We start from the raw sequence: 20,898 nt of genomic DNA, 5'->3' as shown, positions 1-20,898 counted from the left end.
TGGCTCCTCAGGATGAAGGCTCGCCACATGCCTACTGACTACGACGCCATCCACGATCTCATCCGCGAAGTGCCGAAGGGCGAGGCGGCGAGCTACGGCATGATCGCGAGCCTTCTGCCCGGCGTCGGGCCGCGCATGGTGGCGCGCGCCATGTGGACTGCGCGGAAAGACCTGAAATGGTATCGCATTATCACGGCGTCCGGCGCCCCTGCCGATCATTCCGGCGCTGAGGAGCAGCGCAGGCGTTTGAAAGCCGAAGGCGTCGCCTTTAAAAAGAACGGCGCCGTCGACTGGGCGCAATGCCGCTGGAAGGGCCCCACGCAAAAGTGGGTGGACAAATCCGGCCTCTCCATTGAAGAGGTGATGGAAATCATCGCCGGATGGAAAAAATGAACATCGTCTTCCTGCTCTTCCCGAACCTGACGCAGCTCGATTTTACAGGGCCCTTGCAGGTGCTGTCGCGCCTGCCCGGGGCGCAAGTTTCGCTCGCTGCAAAAACAATGGAGCCGGTTCCGACCGATGCGGTGCTGACGCTGAACCCGACGCACGACTTTCAAAGCTGTCCGGGGGCGGACCTTCTCTGCGTTCCCGGCGGTTTCGGCATCGACGATGCGATGCAGGACGAAGAAACGATTGCTTTTGTGAGGCGCCAGGCTGAAGGCGCGCGCTATGTGAGCTCCGTTTGCACCGGCGCCTTCATTCTCGGCGCCGCAGGCCTGCTTCAAGGAAAGAAAGCGACGACCCACTGGGCCTATCATGACGAGTTGAAGCGCGTCGGGGCCGAACCGGTGAAGGCCCGGGTTGTCCGCGACGGAAATCTCTTTACCGGCGGCGGCGTCACCGCCGGGATCGATTTCGCCTTCACGCTGATGGCGGAGATCGCAGGGGAAGAGCACGCCAGGGCCATCCAGCTCGGCCTTGAATATGACCCGGCTCCTCCTTTTGACGCCGGCGTTCCGGACAAAGCCTCGCCCGGCGTGCTGGAATCGCAAAGAGAGCGTTACGCGCCGCGCGTTGCGGCGTTTCGCGAGGCTCTTGGTTGCGCCCTTAAACAATCGTAATACCCCGGTAACGAAAAATCGCCGCAATCTGGTCCCAATCGGGGCTATGATGCGCTCGACTCATTCCTTGCTGGGAGACCCTGATGACTATGTCCCAAATCTTCAAACCGGTGTTCGCCATTTTGGCCGTGCTGATGGTTGCGACCGGAGCCGCGCACGCCGCGTCGAAAGAAAAAATCGATCGGCGCACGGACAAGGCGCTCGCGGAGTTCCGCGAAGACATCGGCGGCGCCGACGACGTCTTGGCGAGAGCTGCGGGCGTGCTCGTCTTTCCGTCGATCAAAAAGGCCGGCATCGGCATTGGCGGGGAATATGGCCAGGGCGCGCTGCGCGTCGGCGGTCAGACGGTCGGTTATTATTCGACCGCATCGGCCTCCATCGGCTTCCAATTGGGGGCGCAGGCGCGCCGCCAGATTATCGTCTTCCTCGATCCGAAAGCGCTCGAAAAATTTCGCTACAGCAACGGTTGGGAAATCGGCGTCGACGCCTCGGTGACGGTGGTCACTGTCGGCGCGGGCGGCGCGATCGACGCGACGCAGCTCAACCAGCCGATCGTTGCGTTCGTTTTCGACTCCAAGGGCCTGATGTACAATCTCTCCCTTGAAGGCTCGAAGATTTCCCGGATCCACGACGACTAAACGCGCGCGCCAGGCGCTCCCTTTACAAACCAGAGTCCTCGCCGCATCGTTAGCGGCGAGGGGGCCCGGCCGTCCTGAAGAGGCGGCGGGGCGGTGGCGTATGACGGAGCGGGGTTCCATGGGGGCGGCGCTGGTTTCAGCGAAGCCGGATTTGACGGGCAAGGGCGCGCGCGAAGAGCGCGCTCTCTTTTATGTCGCCATGGCGGCCATCGCGCTGATCGCGGCGCTCGCCGGCTTTGCAGGGACATTCATCTCGGCGGAACATTTCGCCGCCCGCGGGCCCGTCTTCGGGTATGGCGCGCTGGCGTGTCTTTGGTCTGCGCTCGTTTTGTGGCTGGCGCGCGCGAAACGCGTGCGCCGGCGCGGCGACATTGGTTTTCTCGCCATGGTGCTGGCGGTGGTCATGGCCTACGCCCTGCCGCGTCTGGGCTTGCAAACTGTCGGGCAGGGACTTGCGGGAGAATCGCGAAGCGCGGCCTATTCGCCTTTCCTGAGTTTTTTCGCGGCGGCGCTGTTGTTTCTGTCCTGCGCCGTCGCCGCGGTTTTCAATGAGAAGCGGCCGGACGCCTATGCGCGCTTTATGCTGCTGGCGACCGCGGCGCTTTTATGGCCCATCTGGATGCGCCTCAGGCTCGATTTATTCCCGGACCCTGGACTGGCGATGCGGGTTGCGCCGCTCATCGCCGATCTTGCGATTGCAATCGCGATGATAAGGGACCGGGTGGTTTTGAAGGCGGTTCATCCCGTCTATATCCGCATGGGGAGTTTCATCATCATCATCGCGCATCTTGTGGAAGTTCTTGCCTATGATGCGCCGCCCTGGCGCATGGCGGCGAAAGGGCTCTATTCCGTCTTCGCCGGTTAGACCGTTTCAATCGCCGCAAGCTGCGCGCGTTTTTCGCCTTCCGACAGGAACGAGCCGAGAAAGCTGTTTTTCGCGAGCGTTTTGACATCCTCGCGCGTTAAAGGCAGCGCCTCGATCACCGCTTTGAAATTGTCGCTCACATAGCCGCCGAAATAAGACGGATCGTCGGAATTGACCGTCGCGCGCAAGTCTAGATCGAGCATGCGTTTCAAGGGATGCGCGGTCATGGCGTCGACGACGCAGAGTTTTAAATTCGAGAGCGGGCAGACGGTCAGCGTCATCTCTTCTTTTGCGAGCCGCGCTGTCAGCGCGTCGTCTTCGAGCGAGCGGTTGCCGTGATCGAGCCGGTCGACGGCGAGGAGGTCGAGCGCCTCATGCACGTAATCCGGCGGGCCTTCTTCGCCGGCATGGGCGACAGTTTTAAGCCCGCGCTCTCGCGCCGCCTTGAAAACGCGTTCGAATTTCGACGGCGGATGGCCGACTTCGGAGGAATCGAGGCCCACACCCTCGATCCGGTCGAGCCAGTTTTCCGCCTGTTCAAGGGTTTTAAAGGCGTCTTCTTCCGGCAGATGCCGCAGGAAACACATGATCAGCTTCGCGGTCATGCCGAACTGCGCCTTCGCCATGGAAAGCGCCGTCACAATGCCGCTGATCGCAGTATCGAAAGACACGCCGCGTTCGGTGTGGCCCTGCGGATCGAAGAAGATTTCGGCGTGACGCACATTGTCGGCGCGGGCGCGGTTGAGATACGCCATGGTGAGGTCGAAGAAATCTTCCTCCGTTCTCAGGACATTCATCCCCTGATAATAGATGTCGAGAAAATCCTGCAGGTTCGAGAATTCGTAAGCCGCGCGGATTTCCTCCACCGACTTGAACGGAATATCGACCTTGTTGCGCTGCGCCAGCTTGAACAGCATCTCCGGTTCGAGACTGCCTTCGATGTGAAGATGCAGCTCCGCTTTCGGCAGCGCTTGCGCATAGGCGATGAGGTCGTCTTTGGTCACGGTCGTTTCCGGAAAAGAAAAGCGGCAAGCGCAATGAGGGCGCCGAGAACCCCGAGCAGGGAGGCCGGAACGCCGCTCGCAAATTTCAGCGTGGTCGCGAATTGCTGAACCAGGACGACGCCTTCGGCCGGCTGAACGAGACCGGCGGCGAAGCTGGCGAGAAACGCGTTTTCGACGAGCTCGCAGACGGCGTAGATGACAGGCAGGACGAGAAGATAGCGCAGCGGGCTCTGCGCCAGGCGCAGGGCTTTAAGGCCGAGCCCCATGCCGAAGACGGCGGCGAAGAAACTCATCACCACATAGGGAAAGTCGAGCAGCTGCCAGAATATATAATCGCCCGTCGCCTCGCCCAGCGCCTGAAGCGTGCGCACGGGCTCGATGGCGGGAATGCCGGGCTTGGTTTCCGGCAGGACGCCGCCCGCCGCCTCCATGGCGCGCGTCCACGGGCTGTTCATGGCGAACGCCCAGAAGGAATAAACGACGAGGACGGCGAACCAGAAGATGAATCCGGCCGGCGAGGCGGCTTCAATCTGTCGTGTGATCCAGCCTTTTTTCAAAAGAGATAACTCTCCTTAAAGCTGAGCTCGTCGGCGTCGGCAAACTCGGCGCCGCCCTCGGTTCTGGCGATGTCGAAGGCGGCGTGAACGAAAGCGTTGTAATTGCGGCTTTCGACAGTGTCGACGGCTTTGTATTCGGCGCGCGCGCCGTCTCGCGTGATCGTGAGATCGATAAAGCCGTGATATTCGCCGGAAAGGAAGCGCACGTCCTTGTTCTCGCGATTGGTGAGGAGGGCGTATTCCGCGCCCTTGCCGCCGAGAAATTCATTGCGATAAGGCGAGGGCGAGGTGACCGAGTGCGCGCCGAGCTCGACGCCCACCTGTTTGCCGCTCTTGTCCGTAAGGTCGTTCGCCCACCAGGTATGGGTGTCGCCGGTGACGACGATCATGCCGCCGCCGCCCGCTTCATCGACCATGCCGTAGAAACGTTCGCGCGCCGCCGGATAGCCGTCCCAGGCGTCGAGATTGCTCGGCAGTCCGAGGGCGGATGATTTAACAAAGGCGCGCGCCGGCGCCCACTCCTTTTCGAGGCTGATGATGTCTTCCTCGGTGACATAGTCGGTGAGATCCGGGGCGGTGACTTTCGCCATGGTCACCTGATTGGCGACGAGCCGCCAGGGCTGGCCCGCCGCGACGGAGTTGCGCCAGACACGGTCGAAATAATCGAGCTGCGCCGCGCCCAGCATTTCGCGGGTTTCGTCCCAGAGGATCTTGGTCTTGAAGTTTTCGATGTCTTCGGCCGTCTTCAGGGTCGGAACGATGTCGGTATATTCAAACTGCCGGGCGCGCGCCATCAGCCGCGTTTCTAGCGCCGCGATGGTCAGGAGATCGCCATAGGAGAAGGAGCGGAAGAAAGCTTCGGGCGTCATGTCGGGCTCGCGCACCGGCAGCCATTCGTAATAGGCCTGCAGGGACGCGCGCCGGCGCGCTTCCCACTCGCCTTCGGTGGCGGGATCGTGGTTTTCCGCGCCGCCTTTCCATGAATTGTTCGAGGTTTCGTGATCGTCCCAGATCGCGATCAACGGATGTTTCGCATGCGCGGCCTGGCTCGCCGGGTCGGCCTTGTATTGCGCGTGACGGCGGCGATAGTCGCTGAGCGTGATGCATTCATGCGCCGGCTCGTGATCGCGGCCGAGCCTCGCGCCGGTCTCTCCGCCATAGCCGTCGCGGCCATATTCATAGATATAATCGCCGAGATGGACGATCGCGTCGAGATCGTCCTGGCGTGAAATGAGATCGTAGACGTTGAAAAAGCCGAAAGGGTAATTCGAGCAGGAAATGACGGCGAAGCGCGCCTTGTCGACGGCGCCGTCGGGCAGCGTTCTGGTGCGGCCCGTCGGCGATGACGCGCCGGCGATAGTAAAGCGATAATAATAAGTCGATCCGGGCGCGAGGCCGGTCGCGAGCGCTTTCACCGTCCAGTCGCGGTGCATGCCGGTCGGCGCGTCCCCCTTTGCGACAATGTCAGTGAAAGTCTCGTCGCTGGCGATCTCCCAGTCGACGAGGGCGCGCGAGCCGTTTTCAGGCGGTGCAATTCGCGTCCAGATGACGACGGAAGTCCGCGCCGGATCGCCGGACGCCACGCCATGAGAAAAGACGCCTGTCGCAGCCTCGCTCGTCGAGACGTAAGGCGTCATTTTCGGCGCCGAGGCGCAGGAGGCGGCGCTGACGGCGAGCCCCGATGCAAGCGCGGCGCGGCGCGTGATCTTGTTCGACATAGGTTTTTCCCCTTCCCCGAAAACGCTGCGGCCGATAGTCCCGTGGGACGCGGGGTGGCCCTAAGCCTCTTTTACGTTAGTCTTATGACACAACCAACGACGCTGTCGAACGGCGTCAGCAGCCAATTGAGGGACTTATGCGAAAACTGGCATGGACGGCGGCGGCTGTCCTGATGCTTAGCGCCTGTGCGCAAGAGACCGGGGACGAGACCGCGGAGACCGCCGCCCCCGGTGCGGCCCCGGCCGATGCGGCGGCGTCCGCGAGCGATGACGGCGCGGAAAAGGCGGAAGGGCCGGTCCGCCCGCCGCGCGATCCTTATCCGTCGACCTATAAGCCCTATCCCGGCGAAACCGTGCTTTTGACTGGCGCCACGGTGCTGACCGGAACCGGCGAGCGCATCGAAAACGGGTCGGTCCTGATTGCAGACGGCAAGGTTTCCGCTGTCGGCGCGGCCGATTCCATAGAAGCGCCGGAAGGCGCGGAAACGATCGACGCCGAAGGCAAATGGATCACCCCGGGGATCATCGACATTCACTCCCATCTCGGCGACTATCCCTCGCCCTCGAACGCCTCGACGTCCGACGGCAACGAGATCGTCGCGCCCAACACCGCTTATGTCTGGGCCGAACATTCGGTCTGGCCGCAGGATGCGGGCTTCACGCGGGCGCTCGCGGGCGGGATCACGTCCTTACAAATTCTTCCCGGCTCCGCCAACCTGTTCGGCGGCCGCTCGGCGATCCTGAAAAACGTCCCCTCGCGCACCGTGCAGGGCATGAAGTTTCCCGATGCGCCTTACGGGCTCAAAATGGCCTGCGGCGAAAATCCGAAACGGGTTTACGGCGAGCGCGGCGGTCCCGACACGCGCATGGGCAACATGGCCGGTTATCGCGCCGCCTGGATCGAAGCGACGGCCTATAAAAAGAAATGGGACGACTATTGGAAGAAATATGACGAATGGGCCGATAGCGACAAAAAAGACAAAGGCGACGCGCCCGATGCGCCGGCCCGCGATCTGAAGCTTGAAACCCTTGCCGGCGTCCTGCGCGGCGACATCCTCGTCAACATGCATTGTTACCGTGCGGATGAAATGGTCCAGGTCCTCGATATGGCCGAGGAGTTCGGCTACAAGGTCTCGACTTTCCATCACGCCATCGAAGCCTACAAAATCGCGGACTATCTCGCCGAGAACGACGTCTGCGCCGCGGTCTGGGCGGACTGGTGGGGCTTTAAACTCGAAGCCTTCGACACGGTCGGCGAAAACGCGGCTTTGGTCGACGCGCAGCCCGGCGGCTGCGCCATCATCCATTCCGACGATGCGCTCGGCATTCAGCGCCTCAACCAGGAGGCGGCCAAAGCCATGGCCGACGGGCGGCGCATCGGGCTCGAAATCGAACCGGAAGACGCCATTGTATGGCTGACGGCCAATCCGGCGAAAGCCATGGGCATCGGCGACAAGACCGGCGCTCTTGAGGCGGGCAAGATGGCCGATGTGGTCGTCTGGAACGGCAATCCGTTTTCGGTCTACGCCAAGGCCGAGAAAGTCTATATCGACGGCGCCCTGATGTATGACCGGTCCGATCCGTCGCTTTCGCCGCGGGTCGATTTCGAACTCGGCCTTCATGACAACGGCTATACCGGCGGAGCGGGACAATGAGAAACGCAATGAAAAACTTCACCATGAAAACGCTGACCGCTTTCGCTTGCGCCGGGGCCGTGCTTGTTTCCGCAGCCGCCGCGCAGACCGTCGCGATTATGGACGGAACCGTGCACACGGTCTCCGGCGACGTCATTGAAGAAGGCGATGTCGTCATCCGCGACGGACGCATTGCGCATGTCGGCGCCGATCTGACGGCGCCTGCGGGCGCGCAGGTCATCGACGCGTCGGGCAAGACCGTGACGCCGGGGCTTTTCGGCGCCTATTCGAGCATCGGCCTTGTCGAGATTGGCGCCGTCGACGACGCCAATGATTCACGCCCCGCCGAGGGCTTTCCCCTCGGCGCCGCACTCGACGCCGTCGACGCCTTCAATCCCTCATCGGTCCTCATTCCGGTGAACCGCGCCGGCGGCGTCACCCGCGCGCTGTCGGCGCCGAGCGCCGGCGACACGCTGTTCGCCGGCAAGGCGGCGGTGGTCGATCTTTCCGGCCGCGCCAATTCGATCACCCGCGCCGGCGCGGCGCAAATCGCCGCCATGGGCGAGCGCGGGGCCATGCGCGAAGGCGGCACGCGCCTGGGCGCCTGGGCGGTGTTGCGCGAATATCTCGACGAGGCGCGCTCTTACGCCGCCAATCCCAACGACTATGTGCGCCGTCCTCATGAAGCGCGCTTCGCGCTTTCGGACCTGAAAGCGCTCGGCCCCGTAGTCGCCGGCGAACAGCCGCTGATCGTGCAGGTCAACAGCGCCAATGACATTCGCACGCTCATCCGTCTGAAAAACACTTATCGGTTGAAGGCGGTCATTGTCGGCGGGTCGGAGGCCTGGCGCGTCGGGCGCGAGCTCGCCATGGCGAACATTCCGGTGATCATCAGCGGCATGGCCAATCTTCCCAATCAGTTCGAGGATATCGACTCGACTTTGAAAAACGCCGCGCGCCTCCATCAGGCGGGCGTCGACATTTCCTTCTATGAAGGGGCGCATAATCTCCGCCTCATCCGCCAGCATGCGGGCAACGCCGTCGCCGAAGGCCTGCCTCACGAGGCGGGCCTGAAAGCGATCACCCTCGCCCCGGCGGAAATGTTCGGCGTTGCGGATGAGCTCGGTTCCCTCGAGGCGGGTAAAATCGCTGACGTGGTGATCTGGGACGGCGATCCCCTCGAAGTGACGACGAAGCCGGAAACAGTGTTCATCAACGGCCGCGAACAGGATCTCGAAAACCGCCAGCACATGCTGATGCAGCGTTATCGCGATCTCTCCCGCGGCGATCTGCCCTTTGCTTATCGCGGCGGCGAAAGTGACTAAGACGCGCTGAAGCTTTCGAGTTCAGGCTCTTTTTTTAGGAGAGCCGTCGCCGCATCGTGGCGTGGAAACGAACATCTGACCTTCCACGTTCACGAAGTGCTGAAACTTTCGAGCTCAGGCTCCGGACCCGCAAGCGTTTCGCGCTTGCGGGTTTTTTGCGCGCTCCGGTCGGCGATAAGGCTGAGGATCAAGGATGGTGCAAGACCGAGCCCGATGAGGATGAGCGCCGCCGGTGCCGCGTCGGCGAGGCGTTCGTCTGAGGCGAGGCGGTAAATCTGGGTGCTGAGCGTTTCGAAATTGAAGGGCCTCAAGATCAGCGTCGCCGGCAGCTCTTTCGCGATGTCGATGGCGACAATGGCCGCCCCGGCGAGGATCGAGCCGCGCGCCATGGGCCAGTGCACCTCGCGCACCAGCCTTGCCGGCGCGGCGCCCAGCATCTTTGCCGCCGCGTCGAGTTGCGGCGAAATCTGCGCCATGCCCCCGGCGGTGGCGTTGTATCCGGCGGTGAGGAAGCGCGCCACATAAGCGTAAAGTAGAACCAGAACGCCGCCCGCGACCGCATGGCCTGTGACCCGCGCGAAACCCGCCGACAGCGCCAGAATGCCAATCGACATCACCGCGCCGGGCACCGCATAGCCAAGCGTTGCGGCGCGCAAGGCGAGTTTGGCGATGCGCCCGCGCGCGGCCCGCGCGCCATAAGCGAGCATGAGGGACAGGGCGGCGGCGAGAAAGGCGCCCGCGGCGGCGATGAAGGCCGTATGGCGCGCCGCCTCGCCGAGATGGCGCGGGGCGAAGGTGCCGGCGCCAAAATCGAGCTTGGCGATGAGCACGCCCGCCGGTGCGACAAACCCGAAAATGACGGGCAAGGCGCAAAGCGTCATGGCGCCGATGGCGTGCGGGCCTGAGAGTTTCAAAGGCCGGCTTTCGCGCGCCGCGCGCACATCTTCGCTCGCGCGTCCCTTGCGGCTTGCGCTTTCCATGAGCACGAGGAGGAGCGCCACGAAAAAGAGACCCGCCGCGAGCTGCATGGCGCCGGTGAGATCGCCAAGCCCGTGCCAGGTGCGGAAAATGCCGACGCTTAAAGTGCGCACGCCGAAATAATCGGCGACGCCGTAATCGGCGGCGATCTCCATCAGCGCCAGCGCGAGCCCGCCGAAAAAGGCCGGACGGCTGGCGGTCAGAAGAATATCGAAGCTGGCGCGCAAGGGCGAAGCGCCGAGCGCGCGCGCCGCCTCCATTAAAGAGGCCGAGCGCGCCGACAAAGACGCCGTCATGGCGAGATAGACATAAGGATAAGTCGTCAGCATCAGGACGAATGCGGCCCCCGGCAGCGAGCGGATTTCCGGCAGCGCCTCCGGCCCGGTGACAGCGGCGACGGCGCCGAACGGGCCGAAGAGATCGCCGTAAGCATAGGCCGCCACATAGGCGGGGATGGCGAAGGGAAGCGCCAGCGCAATCGCGAACAATTTCCGGCCCGGAAACTCGGCGAGGGAGATCAGCATCGCCGCGCCGGCGCCGAGGGCGCCCGCGCCCGCCCCGGCGAAAAGGCAGAGGAACAGCGTCGTCGAGAGATAATGAAAGCCTCGCGCGCCGAAGAGGAGGTTTTCACCCGCGCCCGCCGCCCCGGCGATCACCGCGGCAATGGGCGCGGCGGCGAGGAGCGCGATCACCATGATCGCCCCTAATCCTTCGAGATTCTTTTCCTGCTTCGCGTCCGGCATTGCTCTTGATACTCGTTCTCAAGACGTGACATCTAGGCGAAAGTCAGGCAATTCCCAATCCCCGAAACGCAATCCTCTTGTGAAAGAAACGGCCTTAAGACCCTCATGAGCCTCAGCCTCACCGATATTTCGCACCATTTCGGCGCGGTGCGGGCCGTCGACGGCGCGTCGCTGGACGCCGTGGCGGGCGAAATCGTCTGCCTTTTCGGGCCGTCGGGCTGCGGCAAGACCACGCTGTTGCGCCTCGCCGCGGGGCTCGAGCCCTTGCAGGCGGGCGAGGTCGCGCTTGACGGCGAGACGCTTGCAACCCCGGACTGGCAGACGCCGCCGGAAAAGCGGCCCGTCGGTTTCGTTTTTCAGGATTACGTTCTCTTTCCGCACCTCACGGTAGAAAAGAACATCGCTTTTGGCCTTAAAGGCGCGCGCGATGCAAAGGTCCGCATCGCCGGGCAGTTGAAAGCTTTCGGCATTGAAGAGCTTGCCCGGCGTTATCCGCATGAGCTGTCCGGCGGCCAGCAGCAGCGCGTGGCCCTCGCCCGCGCCATGGCGCGAAAACCCAAAGCGCTCTTGCTGGACGAGCCCTTCGCCAGCATCGACGTCGCTTTGCGCCGGCGCCTGCGCGAGGAATTGCGCCGTGTGCTGAAGGAACAGAAAGCGGCGGTGCTGCTCGTCACGCATGACGCGGAAGAGGCGCTGGCGCTCGGCGATCGCATCGCCCTGATGCGCGAGGGAAAGATCGTCGAGACCGCGAGCCCCGAAGACTTGTACAACAATCCGCAAACGCCTGAGGGGGCGGGGCTGTTTCCCGGCTGCCAGATTCTCGACGGCGAGATCAGGGACGGCGCCTTCCGCTCCATTCTCGGAGAGACAGCGGCGCCCGGCGTTGAAGGAGGCGCGGCGCGGGCGATCCTGCGCGCCGATTGTCTCGCCGCGCGCGAAGACCCGAACGGGCCGTTCCGCGCCGCCGACATCCGTTTCGCCGGACCGGGCTGGCTCGTGCGTCTCGACGGGCCGGACAAGACCTCCGTGACGGTAAGAATGGATGCGCCGCCGGAGCCGGGCGCGACGCTCTCCGTTGCGGCCGACTGGTCGAAGGCGTTCATTTTCAGGGGAGAATAGCCGCCTGAGGCGGCGCTGCGTCGCTTTCTCGCCTTGCGTTCAGGGGGCTGCGCGCCTATTTTGCTATTGAGAATTACTCGCAAAACTAACGGGCGGACGGAATGATTTTGAAGACGGTTTCGGGCAAAGGCTTTTCAGCGATTGCGGGGCTCGCCGCCGCGCTTTTCCTCGCAGGCTGCGGCGGACCTTCGGATGGCGGCGAAGAGCGCGTCATCACCGGGTCGGTCAATGTCTATTCCGGGCGCCATTACGATTCCGATCTCGCGCTTTACGATCAGTTTACGGCGGAAACCGGGATTGACGTCAATTACATCGAGGCGGGCGGCGACGCGCTGATCGAACGGCTGGCGCAGGAAGCCGAAGCGAGCCCCGCCGACGTGTTTATCACCGCCGACGCCGGCATTCTCTGGCGCGCCGACGAGCGCGACGTGTTCCGCTCTATCGACAATGAGACGCTGAACGAGCGCGTCCCTGAACAGTTCCGTCATCCGGACGGCAAATGGTACGGGCTGTCGAAACGCGCGCGCATCGTCATCTACAACAAGGATATGGGTCTTCCAGAAGGGCTCGAAACCTATGAAGACCTCGCCGATCCCGCTTATCGGGGCATGATCTGCGTGCGCTCGTCCTCGAACATTTACAACCAGTCGCTGCTCGCCTCGATCATCGCCCATGACGGCGCGGAGAAAGCGCAAGGATGGGCCGCCGGCGTCGTCGCCAATTTCGCGAGGAAGCCGCAAGGCAACGACACGACTCAGATCGAAGCGGTCGCCGCCGGGCTCTGCCGCCTCGGCATCGTCAACAGCTATTATACGGCGCGTTATATCGGCTCCGATAACGAGCAAGCCGCCGCCATCGGCGACAAGATCGAACTCTTCTTCCCGAACCAGAATGGAAGAGGCGCGCATGTGAATATTTCCGGCGCCGGGGTGACGAAATACGCGCCGAACGCCGAGAATGCGGAAAGGCTGATCGAATTTCTCCTGCGCGATGAATCCCAGAAAGCTTTCGCCCGCGGCAATAATGAATATCCGGTGGTTCCGGGCGTCGAGGCCGAAGGCCCCATCGCCGCTTATACGGGCTTCAAAGAGGACGACCTCCCGGCTTCCGTCCTGGGCGAGAACCAGCCCGAGGCGGTGCGGATTTTCGAACGCGTCGGCTGGCCGTAATTTTGTTCGCCCTCGGTGCGGCTGTTTCTTCGGATGATGTCGTAGCTTGCTTTCCGAAACAGACAGGGAAGGCGGCGCGATGAGGCTCAAAAACAAGATTGCTTATGTGACGGGCGCGGCGAGCGGCATCGGCGCGGCGACGGCGATCCGTTTTGCGGCCGAAGGCGCGACCGTCATCTGTTCCGACATCGACGACGAGCGCGCGAAGGAAGTGCTCGGTCTCATCTCGCAGGACGGCGGCGAGGGGCATTACCTCAATCATGACGTCGCCAGCCCGGACCGGTGGAAGGACGTCGAAGCTGAGATCCTGGACCGCTTCGGCGGTCTCGACATCATGGTCAACAACGCCGGCGTCGGCGCGCTCAAAAATATCGAAGACATCTCTTTCGACAACTGGCGCAAGGTGATGGCGATCAATCTCGACAGCGTCTTTCTCGGCTCGCAGATGGCCGTCAGGCTGATGAAGCCGCGCGGCGGCGGCTCCATCATCAATGTTTCCTCGATCTTCGGCATTGTCAGCGAGGCGAAGGCGCCGGCCTATAGCGCGACCAAGGGCGGCGTGCGTTTTCTGACCAAGTCCGTGGCGCTGCATTGCGCCGAGCAGGGATACAAGATCCGCTGCAACTCCATTCATCCGGGCTTCATCGACACGCGCATCGGCGAATCGGAAATGATGGAGCTGGAGCCCGACCAGGCCGACGCGCTGTTCACCCGCGTCGCCGCCAACATCCCCATGGGCCAGAACGGCGCACCGGAGGATATTGCGAGCGGCATGGTCTATCTCGCCAGCGACGAGTCGGCCTATGTGACCGGGACGGAACTGGTCATCGACGGCGGGTTTTCTGCGCGCTGATTGTTTTTGAAGGGAAAAAACCCGTTTCAGGAGAAAAATCTCAGCCGGAACGGGTTGGCGGCTTGATATAACAAAGATATAACAGTCCTGACGCCCTTGAGGAGAGCCGCCATGACCGACAAGGCATCCGAGCGCGGAAAAGGCGACAAGCCGAAAAAAACCGCAGGCAATGACAACGCCGAAGGGGAGGGCGTTCGAGAACAGCCCGCCGGCCTTTTGAAGAACGAAAAGCTGGTTTGGGATGCGCTCGCCGGCAGCCATGAGCCGCTGAAGGCTTACGAAATTCTCGACAAGCTGAAAGAGCAGGGCGTGCGCGCGCCGATGACGGTCTATCGCGCCCTCGACGGGCTTGAGGAGAAGGGCCACATCCACAAGCTCGACGGCATGAACGCGTTTGTGTTGTGCAATCACGAGGGCCCGCACATGGTGCAGACCTTCCTTGTGTGCGAGCGCTGCTCGACGGTGCAGGAGCTGCAGGTCCTGGCGGTCGAAGCCGACATCGCGCCGGCCGTGCGCGCCGCCGCCTTCGACATGCATACGGCGCGCCTTGAAATTAAGGGCAATTGTAACAATTGCGCGGCTGCGTGATTTTTCACGCGAAACTGTTAGTCTCACTTATTGACTCCTAAAACGGCGCGCCTATGGTCGCGCAGATAGTCCGGTTTTATTTCCCGGACAGGCAGCATGCGGGAGAGGCCGACTCGATACGAGCCGGCGCCGAAGGAGCAACCGCCCCGGAAACTCTCAGGCAAAAGGACCGCATGACTGCACCAAAGGCTGGAAAGCGGGCGGCGCGCCCTTCTTTGTTAAGCGCCGCTCCACCGAAGGAGTAAGCGGGCGTTTCGCGGGTTCTTTTCCTGCGCGCCCATGAAATCTCTCAGGTTCCCGTGACAGCCGGGGTCGCCGTGAAAACGGCGAACTTTGTCATGGGAAGTTTGAATGGCCGACGCCGAAACCGACACGCTGAAAAGAACGCCGCTTTACGATCTTCATGTTTCGCTCGGCGCGAAGATGGTGGCGTTCGCCGGCTATGAAATGCCGGTGCAATATCCAGCGGGCGTTCTGAAAGAACATCTTCACACGCGCGAAAAAGCGGGCCTCTTCGATGTTTCGCATATGGGTCAGGCCTATCTCAAAACGACCGAGGCGCCGCTCGGATCGCAAGAAGCGCATGAGAAAATCGCCGCGGCGATCGAAACGCTCGTTCCCGGCGAAATCAGGAAGCTGAAACAAGGCGGCATGCGCTATACGACGCTGCTTTCCGAAGAGGGCGGCGTCCTCGACGATCTGATGGTGACGCGGCTTTACCTGGACGATCTTCAGGGCATGCTGTTGCTGGTCGTCAACGCCGCGACGAAGAACGAAGACTTCGCGCTGATCGAGGAGCGCCTTGAAGGCGTTGCGAGCTTGGAGGTTGCGACGGACCGGTCGCTGATCGCCATTCAGGGACCGAAAGCGGCGGCTGTCGTCAACCGTCTTATGCCGGGCGCGATCGACCAGCCTTTCATGACCGTGCGCCCGCATATGTGGCCGGCCGCCGACAACAGCGCCTATATCGTCTTGAGCCGCTGCGGCTATACCGGCGAGGATGGCTTCGAGATTTCCGTGCCGGATTCGCACGCCGTCCTCTTGGCGAAAGCGCTGCTTGCGGCGCCGGAAGTCGAGCCTGTCGGGCTCGGCGCGCGGGACTCTTTAAGGCTCGAGGCCGGGCTTTGCCTTTACGGTCACGATTTGACGCCGGAAATCTCGCCGGTCGAAGGCAATATCGCCTTCGCTGTCGGCAAGCGCCGCCGCGAGGAAGGCGGTTTTCCGGGCGCCGCGCGCATTCAAAAAGAATTCGCCGAAGGGCCGAAGCGCCTGCGCGTCGGGCTTAAACCCGAAGGCCGCGCGCCGGCCCGCGAGGGCGCAGAAATTCAGTCCACAGATGGAAGGGTCATCGGCGCGGTGACGTCGGGCGGTTTCGGCCCCACGGCCGGCGGGCCTGTCGCCATGGGCTATGTGGAGGCGGGCTTCGCGGAGACCGGAACCAAAGTGAATCTCATCGTTCGCGGCAAACCATTGCCGGCGGTCGTCGCCGACATGCCGTTCGTGCCACACAATTATTATCGAGGGTAGGAGGAAGGGAAGATGAGCGTGAATATTATCGAGGGTAGGAGGAAGGGAAGATGAGCGTGAAATATTCGGAAGATCATGAATGGGTGAAGGCCGAAGGCGATGTCTGCACTATCGGCGTCAGCGCCCATGCGGCGGAGCAACTGGGCGACGTTGTGTTCGTCGAACTGCCCGAAGTCGGAAAAACCTTTGCGAAGGGTGATGAAATGGCCGTGGTGGAATCGGTGAAAGCCGCGTCCGACGTTTACGCGCCGATCTCGGGTGACGTCGTCGAGGTCAACAGCGCCATCGTCGACGAGCCCGCCAAGGTCAATGAAGACCCGCAAGGCGCCGCCTGGTTCGTGAAGATCAAACCGTCCAATGCGTCCGAGCTCGACGCACTGATGGACGAGACGGCTTACAAGGAATTTGCGGGGCAATCATGAGCGGCAATAACGCCAATGCCGGGGCAGGTCTGGCGAGCGGCATCGGCGCCGCGCTGGACAATATCGCTCTCGGAATAGCCATTGGCATCGCCATCGGCGCCGGCATGGGAACGGCGATGACCGCAGCCCTCGGGCAAAAGCAAGACAAAGGCGACGAATAGGAGTTTTGATGCGTTACCTTCCCCACAACAACGCCGACCGTCAGGCGATGCTGAAAACCATCGGCGCGGTCGATATCGACGCGCTGTTCGCCGACGTTCCCGCGGACGCGCTGAACGCCGATTTCGATCTGCCCAATCATCAAGGCGAGATGGAAGTGGAGCGCGCGCTGGGGCGCCTCGCCGTGAAAAACCGCGCGGCCTCGCAAGGCCCGTTTTTCATCGGCGCCGGCGCTTACAAGCACCACATCCCGGCGACCGTGGACCATGTCATTCAGCGCTCGGAGTTCCTGACCGCCTACACGCCCTATCAGCCGGAAATCGCGCAAGGCACGCTGCAATATCTCTTCGAATTCCAGACCCAGGTTGCGGCGCTCATGGGCATGGAGGTCGCCAACGCCTCCATGTATGACGGCTCGACGGGCTGCGGCGAGGCCGCGCTCATGGCGCGGCGCATCACCAAGCGGGGCAAGGTTTTGCTTTCGGGCGGGCTCCACCCCCATTACGGCGCGGTGACCCGCACCAATCTCGAACTCGTGGGCGCCCAGGTCGTTCAGTCCCCCATGGACTTGGACGCGTCGGAAGACATCGTCTCGCAGATCGACGACGACACGGCATGCGTCATCGTCCAGACGCCGGACGTCTTCGGCAATGTCCGCGACCTGACGCCCATTGCCGAAGCCGCGCACGCGCATGGCGCGCTTCTCGTCGCGGTGGTGACGGAGGTTGTTTCCCTCGGCGCGCTCAAAAGTCCAGGCGAGATGGGCGCCGACATTGTCGTCGGCGAGGGTCAGTCGCTCGGCAACGGGCTTAATTTCGGCGGGCCTTATGTGGGTCTCTTCGCGACGCGCCAGAAATATATCCGCCAGATGCCGGGCCGGCTTTGCGGCGAAACGACGGATGCGGAAGGAAAGCGCGGCTTCGTCCTGACGCTCTCCACGCGCGAGCAGCATATCCGCCGCGACAAGGCGACCTCCAACATCTGCACCAATTCGGGTCTTTGCACGCTCGCTTTCACCATCCACATGACCCTCTTAGGCGAGGCGGGGCTGAGGAAGCTCGCCATGCTGAACCACGAAGCGGCCTGCAAGACCGCCGATGCGCTGGCGAAAATCGACGGCGTCGAATTGCTCAACAAGAGCTATTTCAACGAGTTTACGTTGCGTCTTTCGAAAGACGCCTCGGAGGTCGTTGAAAAGCTCGCCGAAGACGGCGTCCTCGCGGGCGTTCCCGGCGCGCGCCTGCTGCCGCATCGGAAAGACGCGCGCAATCTTCTCATCGTCGCCGCCACGGAATGCGTCAGCGATGAAGACATCGAAGCGTTTTCATCGAAACTTGCGGAGGCGTTGTCATGAGCATGAACAATCAGGGCCGTCCCACAAAAGCGAGCGACGCGATGGATGCGAACGTTAAAACCTTCACCGGCAATAAGGCGCTGATGATCGAGGAGGCGCTGTCCTTCGAGGTCGGCGATCTTTCGGGAAGCGGCGTCGATCTGCAGGAGCCCTCGGGCGAGTATGACCGTCTCGGCGGCCTTAAACGCAACAATATGATCGGCCTGCCCGGTCTTTCCGAACCGGAGGCCATGCGCCATTTCGTGCGCCTCTCCCAGAAAAACTACGCCATCGATATGGGGCCGTTCCCGCTCGGGTCCTGCACCATGAAACACAATCCGCGCCTTAACGAGAAAGTCGCGCGGCTTCCCGGTTTCGCGGACCTTCACCCGCTGGCGCCGGAAAGCGCGGCGCAGGGCGCGCTCGAACTGATCGACACGCTCGCCTTCTGGCTGAAGGAGCTGACCGGCATGCCGGCCGTAGCCATGTCGCCGAAAGCCGGCGCCCATGGCGAGTTGTGCGGCATGATGGCGATCAAGGCGGCTTTGGAAGCGCGCGGCGAAGCGGGCAAACGCGTGCGCGTCCTGGCGCCGGAATCCGCGCACGGAACCAATCCGGCGACGGCGGTGCTATGCGGCTTCAAGGTGGAATCGATCCCCGGCGACGGCACAGGCCGGGTCGATCTCGAAGCCCTGAAAGAAAAACTCGGCGACGACGTCGCCGGCATCATGGTGACGAACCCCAATACCTGCGGCCTCTTTGAGCGCGACATCCGCGCCATCGCCGACGCCGTGCATGAAGCGGGCGGCTATTTCTATTGCGACGGCGCCAATTTCAACGCCATCGCCGGCAAGGTGAAGCCCGGCGATCTCGGCGTCGACGCCATGCATATCAATCTCCACAAGACCTTCTCGACGCCCCATGGCGGCGGCGGCCCCGGCGCCGGTCCGACCGTATTGTCCGAGGCGCTCGCGCCGTTCGCGCCGCTGCCTTATGTCTCTCTCGAAGACGGAAAGTACGGCCTCGTCGAGACCCTGCACCACGCGGAAGCGGAAGACAGCGGGGAAACCCTCGGGCGTCTCACCGCGTTCCACGGTCAGATGGGCATGTTCACGCGCGCGCTCTCTTACATGATGAGCCATGGCAAGGACGGGTTGAAACAGGCGTCGGAAGACGCGGTGTTGAACGCCAATTATGTGCTGGCGCGCCTCAAGTCCGAAATGACGCCGTCTTTCGACGGGCCTTGCATGCATGAGGCGCTCTTCGACGACCGCTTCCTGAAAGACACCGGCGTTGAGACCATCGACTTCGCGAAGGCGATGATCGACGAGGGCTATCACCCCATGACCATGTATTTCCCGCTGGTCGTCCATGGCGCCATGCTGGTCGAGCCGACGGAATCGGAATCGAAACGCGAGCTCGATCTTTTCTGCGACGCGCTTTTATCCCTCGCCAAGCGGGCGAAGGCGGGCGAGACGGAAAGCTTCAAGGCCGCGCCGGTCTACGCCCCGCGCCGGCGCCTCGACGAAACCGCCGCGGCGCGCCATCCGGTCCTGCGCTGGAGCCCGCCGCAAAAGGCCGAAGCGGCGGAATAGCCGCAAGAGGAAAGTCCCGCCTCACGCTTCACTGAAAGACGCGACGCGCTGTAAGCTCCTCAGCAGCTTCACGGGAGGAGCGCGTCTATGGATTTCATTTCCGCTGTCACCATGCAGGGCGTCGGCATTCTGACGACGCTGTTTGTTTTTATCGTCGGCGCCGGCGTGCTGACGGTCGTCGTCCTGTTCGTCATCGATGCAAGCCAGTCGAAAGACGCCGTCCGCCATAATTTCCCGGTGCTGGGCCGGTTCCGCAATCTCTTCACCCGGCTCGGCGAGTTTTTCCGGCAATATTTCTTCGCCCTCGACCGGGAAGAGATGCCGTTCAACCGCGCCGAGCGCGACTGGATCTACAAATCCGCGCAAGGCAAGAACAACACGCTGCCTTTCGGGTCGACGCGCAATCTTTCGATTGTCGGCACGCCGATTTTCATCAACACCGCGTTCCCGCGCCTTGACGAAGAAGCGAGCGACCCGCCGCCGATCGAGTTCGGCCCCTATACGCCGAACCCTTACAGCGTGTCTTCGCTCGTCAACATTTCCGGCATGAGCTTTGGCGCGCTTTCAAAACCGGCGGTGCAGGCCTTGTCGCGCGGCGCCGCGCTGGCGGGCTGTTACATGAATACGGGCGAGGGCGGCTTGTCGCCTTATCATTTGGAAGGCGGCTGCGACATCGTCTTTCAGATCGGCACGGCGAAATATGGCTGCCGCAAAGACGGCGGCGAGCTCGATGAAGAAAAGCTTGCGGCCATCGCCGCCTACCCCCAGGTGAAAATGATCGAGGTGAAACTCGCGCAAGGAGCGAAACCCGGCAAGGGCGGGCTCTTGCCGGGCGTCAAAGTGACGGAAGAGATCGCGGCGATCCGCGGCATTCCCGAAGGCAAGCCGTCGGTCTCGCCGAACCGCCATCCGGAAATCGACAATATCGAAGAACTTCTCGATTTTCTGGAACGCGTGCGCGGCGTCACGAACCTGCCGACCGGCTTTAAAACGGTGCTCGGCGCTTATGGCTGGCTTGACGAGCTTTGCGACGCCATCGAACGGCGCGGCGTCGAATCGGCGCCGGATTTCATCACGCTTGACGGCGGCGACGGCGGCACCGGCGCGGCGCCCATGTCGCTGATGGACAATGTCGGCCTGCCTTTGAAACAGGCGCTGCCGATGCTGACCGACATTCTGGAAAGGCGCGGCCTCAGGAACCGCATTCGCGTCATCGCCTCGGGCAAGCTCGCCACGCCGGCGGACGTCGCCTGGGCCTATTGCGCCGGCGCCGATGCGGTGAATGTCGCGCGCGGCTTCATGTTCTCCATCGGCTGCATTCAGGCCATGCGCTGCAACACCAACACCTGTCCCACGGGCGTGACGACGCACAAGAAACATCTTCAGGGCGGGCTCGACCCGGCGATCAAATCGGTGCGGGCGGCGAGCTATGTGGACAAGATGCGCAAGGATGTGGGCATGATCGCCCATTCCTGCGGCGCCGCCCATGCGCGCAATCTAAAGCGCCATCATGTGCGCATCCAGCAGGCGGATGGAAGCTCCGTGCCGCTGGATGAACTGCTTGAAAAACGCGAACCGAAAAAGCCTTATGAAAATGAAAATCGGTGAGG

General features: G+C 62.5%; 20 protein-coding genes and 1 riboswitch. Of the genes, 16 read left to right on the top strand and 4 right to left on the bottom strand.

Features of this window, described 5'->3' with window-relative positions; translation table 11 throughout:
- Positions 1-27 precede the first annotated feature (27 nt).
- From CW354_RS05310 to CW354_RS05295, 4 genes are all read left to right on the top strand, one after another.
- On the top strand, positions 28-393 hold the full coding sequence (locus CW354_RS05310; RefSeq protein ID WP_104829021.1) for an MGMT family protein: 366 nt from the start codon (positions 28-30) through the stop codon (positions 391-393).
- Positions 381-1,061 carry a DJ-1/PfpI family protein gene (locus CW354_RS05305; RefSeq protein ID WP_104829020.1) on the top strand — a complete coding sequence of 227 codons (681 nt, stop codon included), beginning with the start codon at positions 381-383 and terminating at the stop codon, positions 1,059-1,061. The genes CW354_RS05310 and CW354_RS05305 overlap by 13 nt, the downstream gene beginning before the upstream one ends.
- 83 nt (positions 1,062-1,144) lie before the next feature.
- Positions 1,145-1,699 (top strand): BPSL1445 family SYLF domain-containing lipoprotein, encoded by a 555-nt coding sequence (locus CW354_RS05300; protein WP_207764684.1) that lies wholly within the window; start codon positions 1,145-1,147, stop codon positions 1,697-1,699.
- Positions 1,700-1,799: 100 nt separating this feature from the next.
- The gene (locus CW354_RS05295) at positions 1,800-2,564 is read left to right on the top strand and encodes a hypothetical protein (protein WP_104829018.1); all 765 of its coding nucleotides are present in this window, start codon (positions 1,800-1,802) and stop codon (positions 2,562-2,564) included.
- Here CW354_RS05295 and CW354_RS05290 read toward each other — a convergent pair.
- Genes CW354_RS05290 through CW354_RS05280 form a run of 3 tightly spaced genes read right to left on the bottom strand, consistent with a single transcriptional unit; the run spans position 2,561 to position 5,843 of the window.
- Positions 2,561-3,568, bottom strand: a complete 1,008-nt coding sequence (locus tag CW354_RS05290) for an adenosine deaminase (protein WP_104829017.1) — start codon at positions 3,566-3,568, stop codon at positions 2,561-2,563. The two genes, CW354_RS05295 and CW354_RS05290, sit on opposite strands and share 4 nt — an antisense overlap.
- A complete protein-coding gene (locus CW354_RS05285; RefSeq protein ID WP_104829016.1) occupies positions 3,565-4,125 on the bottom strand; it encodes a hypothetical protein in 561 nt (186 codons plus the stop codon). The genes CW354_RS05290 and CW354_RS05285 overlap by 4 nt, the downstream gene beginning before the upstream one ends.
- Entirely contained in the window at positions 4,122-5,843 is a 1,722-nt protein-coding gene (locus tag CW354_RS05280) for an alkaline phosphatase D family protein (RefSeq protein WP_104829015.1), read from the bottom strand. Before CW354_RS05280 ends, CW354_RS05285 begins: the two co-directional genes overlap by 4 nt.
- Before the next feature lie 137 nt (positions 5,844-5,980).
- Here CW354_RS05280 and CW354_RS05275 point away from each other — a divergent pair, with 137 nt between their 5' ends.
- A complete protein-coding gene (locus CW354_RS05275) occupies positions 5,981-7,498 on the top strand; it encodes an amidohydrolase (RefSeq protein ID WP_104829014.1) in 1,518 nt (505 codons plus the stop codon).
- 8 nt (positions 7,499-7,506) lie between these two features.
- Entirely contained in the window at positions 7,507-8,802 is a 1,296-nt protein-coding gene (locus tag CW354_RS05270) for an amidohydrolase family protein (RefSeq protein WP_104829013.1), read from the top strand.
- 89 nt (positions 8,803-8,891) lie between these two features.
- Here CW354_RS05270 and CW354_RS05265 read toward each other — a convergent pair whose 3' ends face one another.
- Positions 8,892-10,523 (bottom strand): ABC transporter permease, encoded by a 1,632-nt coding sequence (locus CW354_RS05265; RefSeq protein WP_104829012.1) that lies wholly within the window; start codon positions 10,521-10,523, stop codon positions 8,892-8,894.
- Positions 10,524-10,628: 105 nt separating this feature from the next.
- Between CW354_RS05265 and CW354_RS05260 the strand changes: the two genes are divergently transcribed.
- From CW354_RS05260 to CW354_RS05220, 10 genes are all read left to right on the top strand, one after another.
- A complete protein-coding gene (locus CW354_RS05260) occupies positions 10,629-11,642 on the top strand; it encodes an ABC transporter ATP-binding protein (protein WP_104829011.1) in 1,014 nt (337 codons plus the stop codon).
- A gap of 101 nt (positions 11,643-11,743) precedes the next feature.
- Positions 11,744-12,811: a Fe(3+) ABC transporter substrate-binding protein gene (locus CW354_RS05255; RefSeq protein ID WP_104829010.1), complete on the top strand. Its 1,068-nt coding sequence runs from the start codon at positions 11,744-11,746 to the stop codon at positions 12,809-12,811.
- A gap of 79 nt (positions 12,812-12,890) precedes the next feature.
- Positions 12,891-13,664 (top strand): SDR family NAD(P)-dependent oxidoreductase, encoded by a 774-nt coding sequence (locus CW354_RS05250; protein ID WP_104829992.1) that lies wholly within the window; start codon positions 12,891-12,893, stop codon positions 13,662-13,664.
- A 111-nt stretch (positions 13,665-13,775) separates the two neighbouring features.
- The gene (locus tag CW354_RS05245; RefSeq protein WP_104829009.1) at positions 13,776-14,252 is read left to right on the top strand and encodes a Fur family transcriptional regulator; all 477 of its coding nucleotides are present in this window, start codon (positions 13,776-13,778) and stop codon (positions 14,250-14,252) included.
- Between the two features lie 89 nt (positions 14,253-14,341).
- A riboswitch (glycine riboswitch) is annotated at positions 14,342-14,434 on the top strand.
- Positions 14,435-14,603: 169 nt separating this feature from the next.
- Complete coding sequence (gene gcvT, locus CW354_RS05240) at positions 14,604-15,779, top strand: glycine cleavage system aminomethyltransferase GcvT (protein ID WP_104829008.1); 1,176 nt, start codon at positions 14,604-14,606, stop codon at positions 15,777-15,779.
- Between the two features lie 50 nt (positions 15,780-15,829).
- The gene (gene gcvH / locus CW354_RS05235) at positions 15,830-16,201 is read left to right on the top strand and encodes a glycine cleavage system protein GcvH (protein WP_165793541.1); all 372 of its coding nucleotides are present in this window, start codon (positions 15,830-15,832) and stop codon (positions 16,199-16,201) included.
- Positions 16,198-16,362, top strand: coding sequence for a hypothetical protein (locus CW354_RS23310; protein ID WP_165793540.1), 165 nt, complete (start codon positions 16,198-16,200; stop codon positions 16,360-16,362). Before gcvH ends, CW354_RS23310 begins: the two co-directional genes overlap by 4 nt.
- An 8-nt stretch (positions 16,363-16,370) precedes the next feature.
- The gene (gene gcvPA, locus CW354_RS05230) at positions 16,371-17,714 is read left to right on the top strand and encodes an aminomethyl-transferring glycine dehydrogenase subunit GcvPA (protein WP_104829007.1); all 1,344 of its coding nucleotides are present in this window, start codon (positions 16,371-16,373) and stop codon (positions 17,712-17,714) included.
- The gene (gene gcvPB / locus CW354_RS05225) at positions 17,711-19,288 is read left to right on the top strand and encodes an aminomethyl-transferring glycine dehydrogenase subunit GcvPB (RefSeq protein WP_104829006.1); all 1,578 of its coding nucleotides are present in this window, start codon (positions 17,711-17,713) and stop codon (positions 19,286-19,288) included. Before gcvPA ends, gcvPB begins: the two co-directional genes overlap by 4 nt.
- Positions 19,289-19,399: 111 nt before the next feature.
- A complete protein-coding gene (locus CW354_RS05220) occupies positions 19,400-20,896 on the top strand; it encodes an FMN-binding glutamate synthase family protein (protein WP_104829990.1) in 1,497 nt (498 codons plus the stop codon).
- The last annotated feature ends 2 nt before the right edge of the window (positions 20,897-20,898 follow it).

The organism is Hyphococcus luteus, assembly GCF_002943565.1.
GTDB classification, from domain to species: Bacteria; Pseudomonadota; Alphaproteobacteria; order Caulobacterales; family Parvularculaceae; genus Hyphococcus; species Hyphococcus luteus.
This window is presented reverse-complemented; position numbering and strand designations above follow the sequence as displayed.

Coding starts and splice junctions, on each gene's coding strand:
- CW354_RS05310 (WP_104829021.1), top strand. CDS start 28: ATGCCTACTGACTACGACGCCATCCACGATCTCATCCGCGAAGTGCCG.
- CW354_RS05305 (WP_104829020.1), top strand. CDS start 381: ATGGAAAAAATGAACATCGTCTTCCTGCTCTTCCCGAACCTGACGCAG.
- CW354_RS05300 (WP_207764684.1), top strand. CDS start 1,145: ATGACTATGTCCCAAATCTTCAAACCGGTGTTCGCCATTTTGGCCGTG.
- CW354_RS05295 (WP_104829018.1), top strand. CDS start 1,800: ATGACGGAGCGGGGTTCCATGGGGGCGGCGCTGGTTTCAGCGAAGCCG.
- CW354_RS05280 (WP_104829015.1), bottom strand. CDS start 5,843: ATGTCGAACAAGATCACGCGCCGCGCCGCGCTTGCATCGGGGCTCGCC.
- CW354_RS05275 (WP_104829014.1), top strand. CDS start 5,981: ATGCGAAAACTGGCATGGACGGCGGCGGCTGTCCTGATGCTTAGCGCC.
- CW354_RS05270 (WP_104829013.1), top strand. CDS start 7,507: ATGAAAAACTTCACCATGAAAACGCTGACCGCTTTCGCTTGCGCCGGG.
- CW354_RS05265 (WP_104829012.1), bottom strand. CDS start 10,523: ATGCCGGACGCGAAGCAGGAAAAGAATCTCGAAGGATTAGGGGCGATC.
- CW354_RS05260 (WP_104829011.1), top strand. CDS start 10,629: ATGAGCCTCAGCCTCACCGATATTTCGCACCATTTCGGCGCGGTGCGG.
- CW354_RS05255 (WP_104829010.1), top strand. CDS start 11,744: ATGATTTTGAAGACGGTTTCGGGCAAAGGCTTTTCAGCGATTGCGGGG.
- CW354_RS05250 (WP_104829992.1), top strand. CDS start 12,891: ATGAGGCTCAAAAACAAGATTGCTTATGTGACGGGCGCGGCGAGCGGC.
- CW354_RS05245 (WP_104829009.1), top strand. CDS start 13,776: ATGACCGACAAGGCATCCGAGCGCGGAAAAGGCGACAAGCCGAAAAAA.
- gcvT (WP_104829008.1), top strand. CDS start 14,604: ATGGCCGACGCCGAAACCGACACGCTGAAAAGAACGCCGCTTTACGAT.
- gcvH (WP_165793541.1), top strand. CDS start 15,830: ATGAGCGTGAAATATTCGGAAGATCATGAATGGGTGAAGGCCGAAGGC.
- CW354_RS23310 (WP_165793540.1), top strand. CDS start 16,198: ATGAGCGGCAATAACGCCAATGCCGGGGCAGGTCTGGCGAGCGGCATC.
- gcvPA (WP_104829007.1), top strand. CDS start 16,371: ATGCGTTACCTTCCCCACAACAACGCCGACCGTCAGGCGATGCTGAAA.
- gcvPB (WP_104829006.1), top strand. CDS start 17,711: ATGAGCATGAACAATCAGGGCCGTCCCACAAAAGCGAGCGACGCGATG.
- CW354_RS05220 (WP_104829990.1), top strand. CDS start 19,400: ATGCAGGGCGTCGGCATTCTGACGACGCTGTTTGTTTTTATCGTCGGC.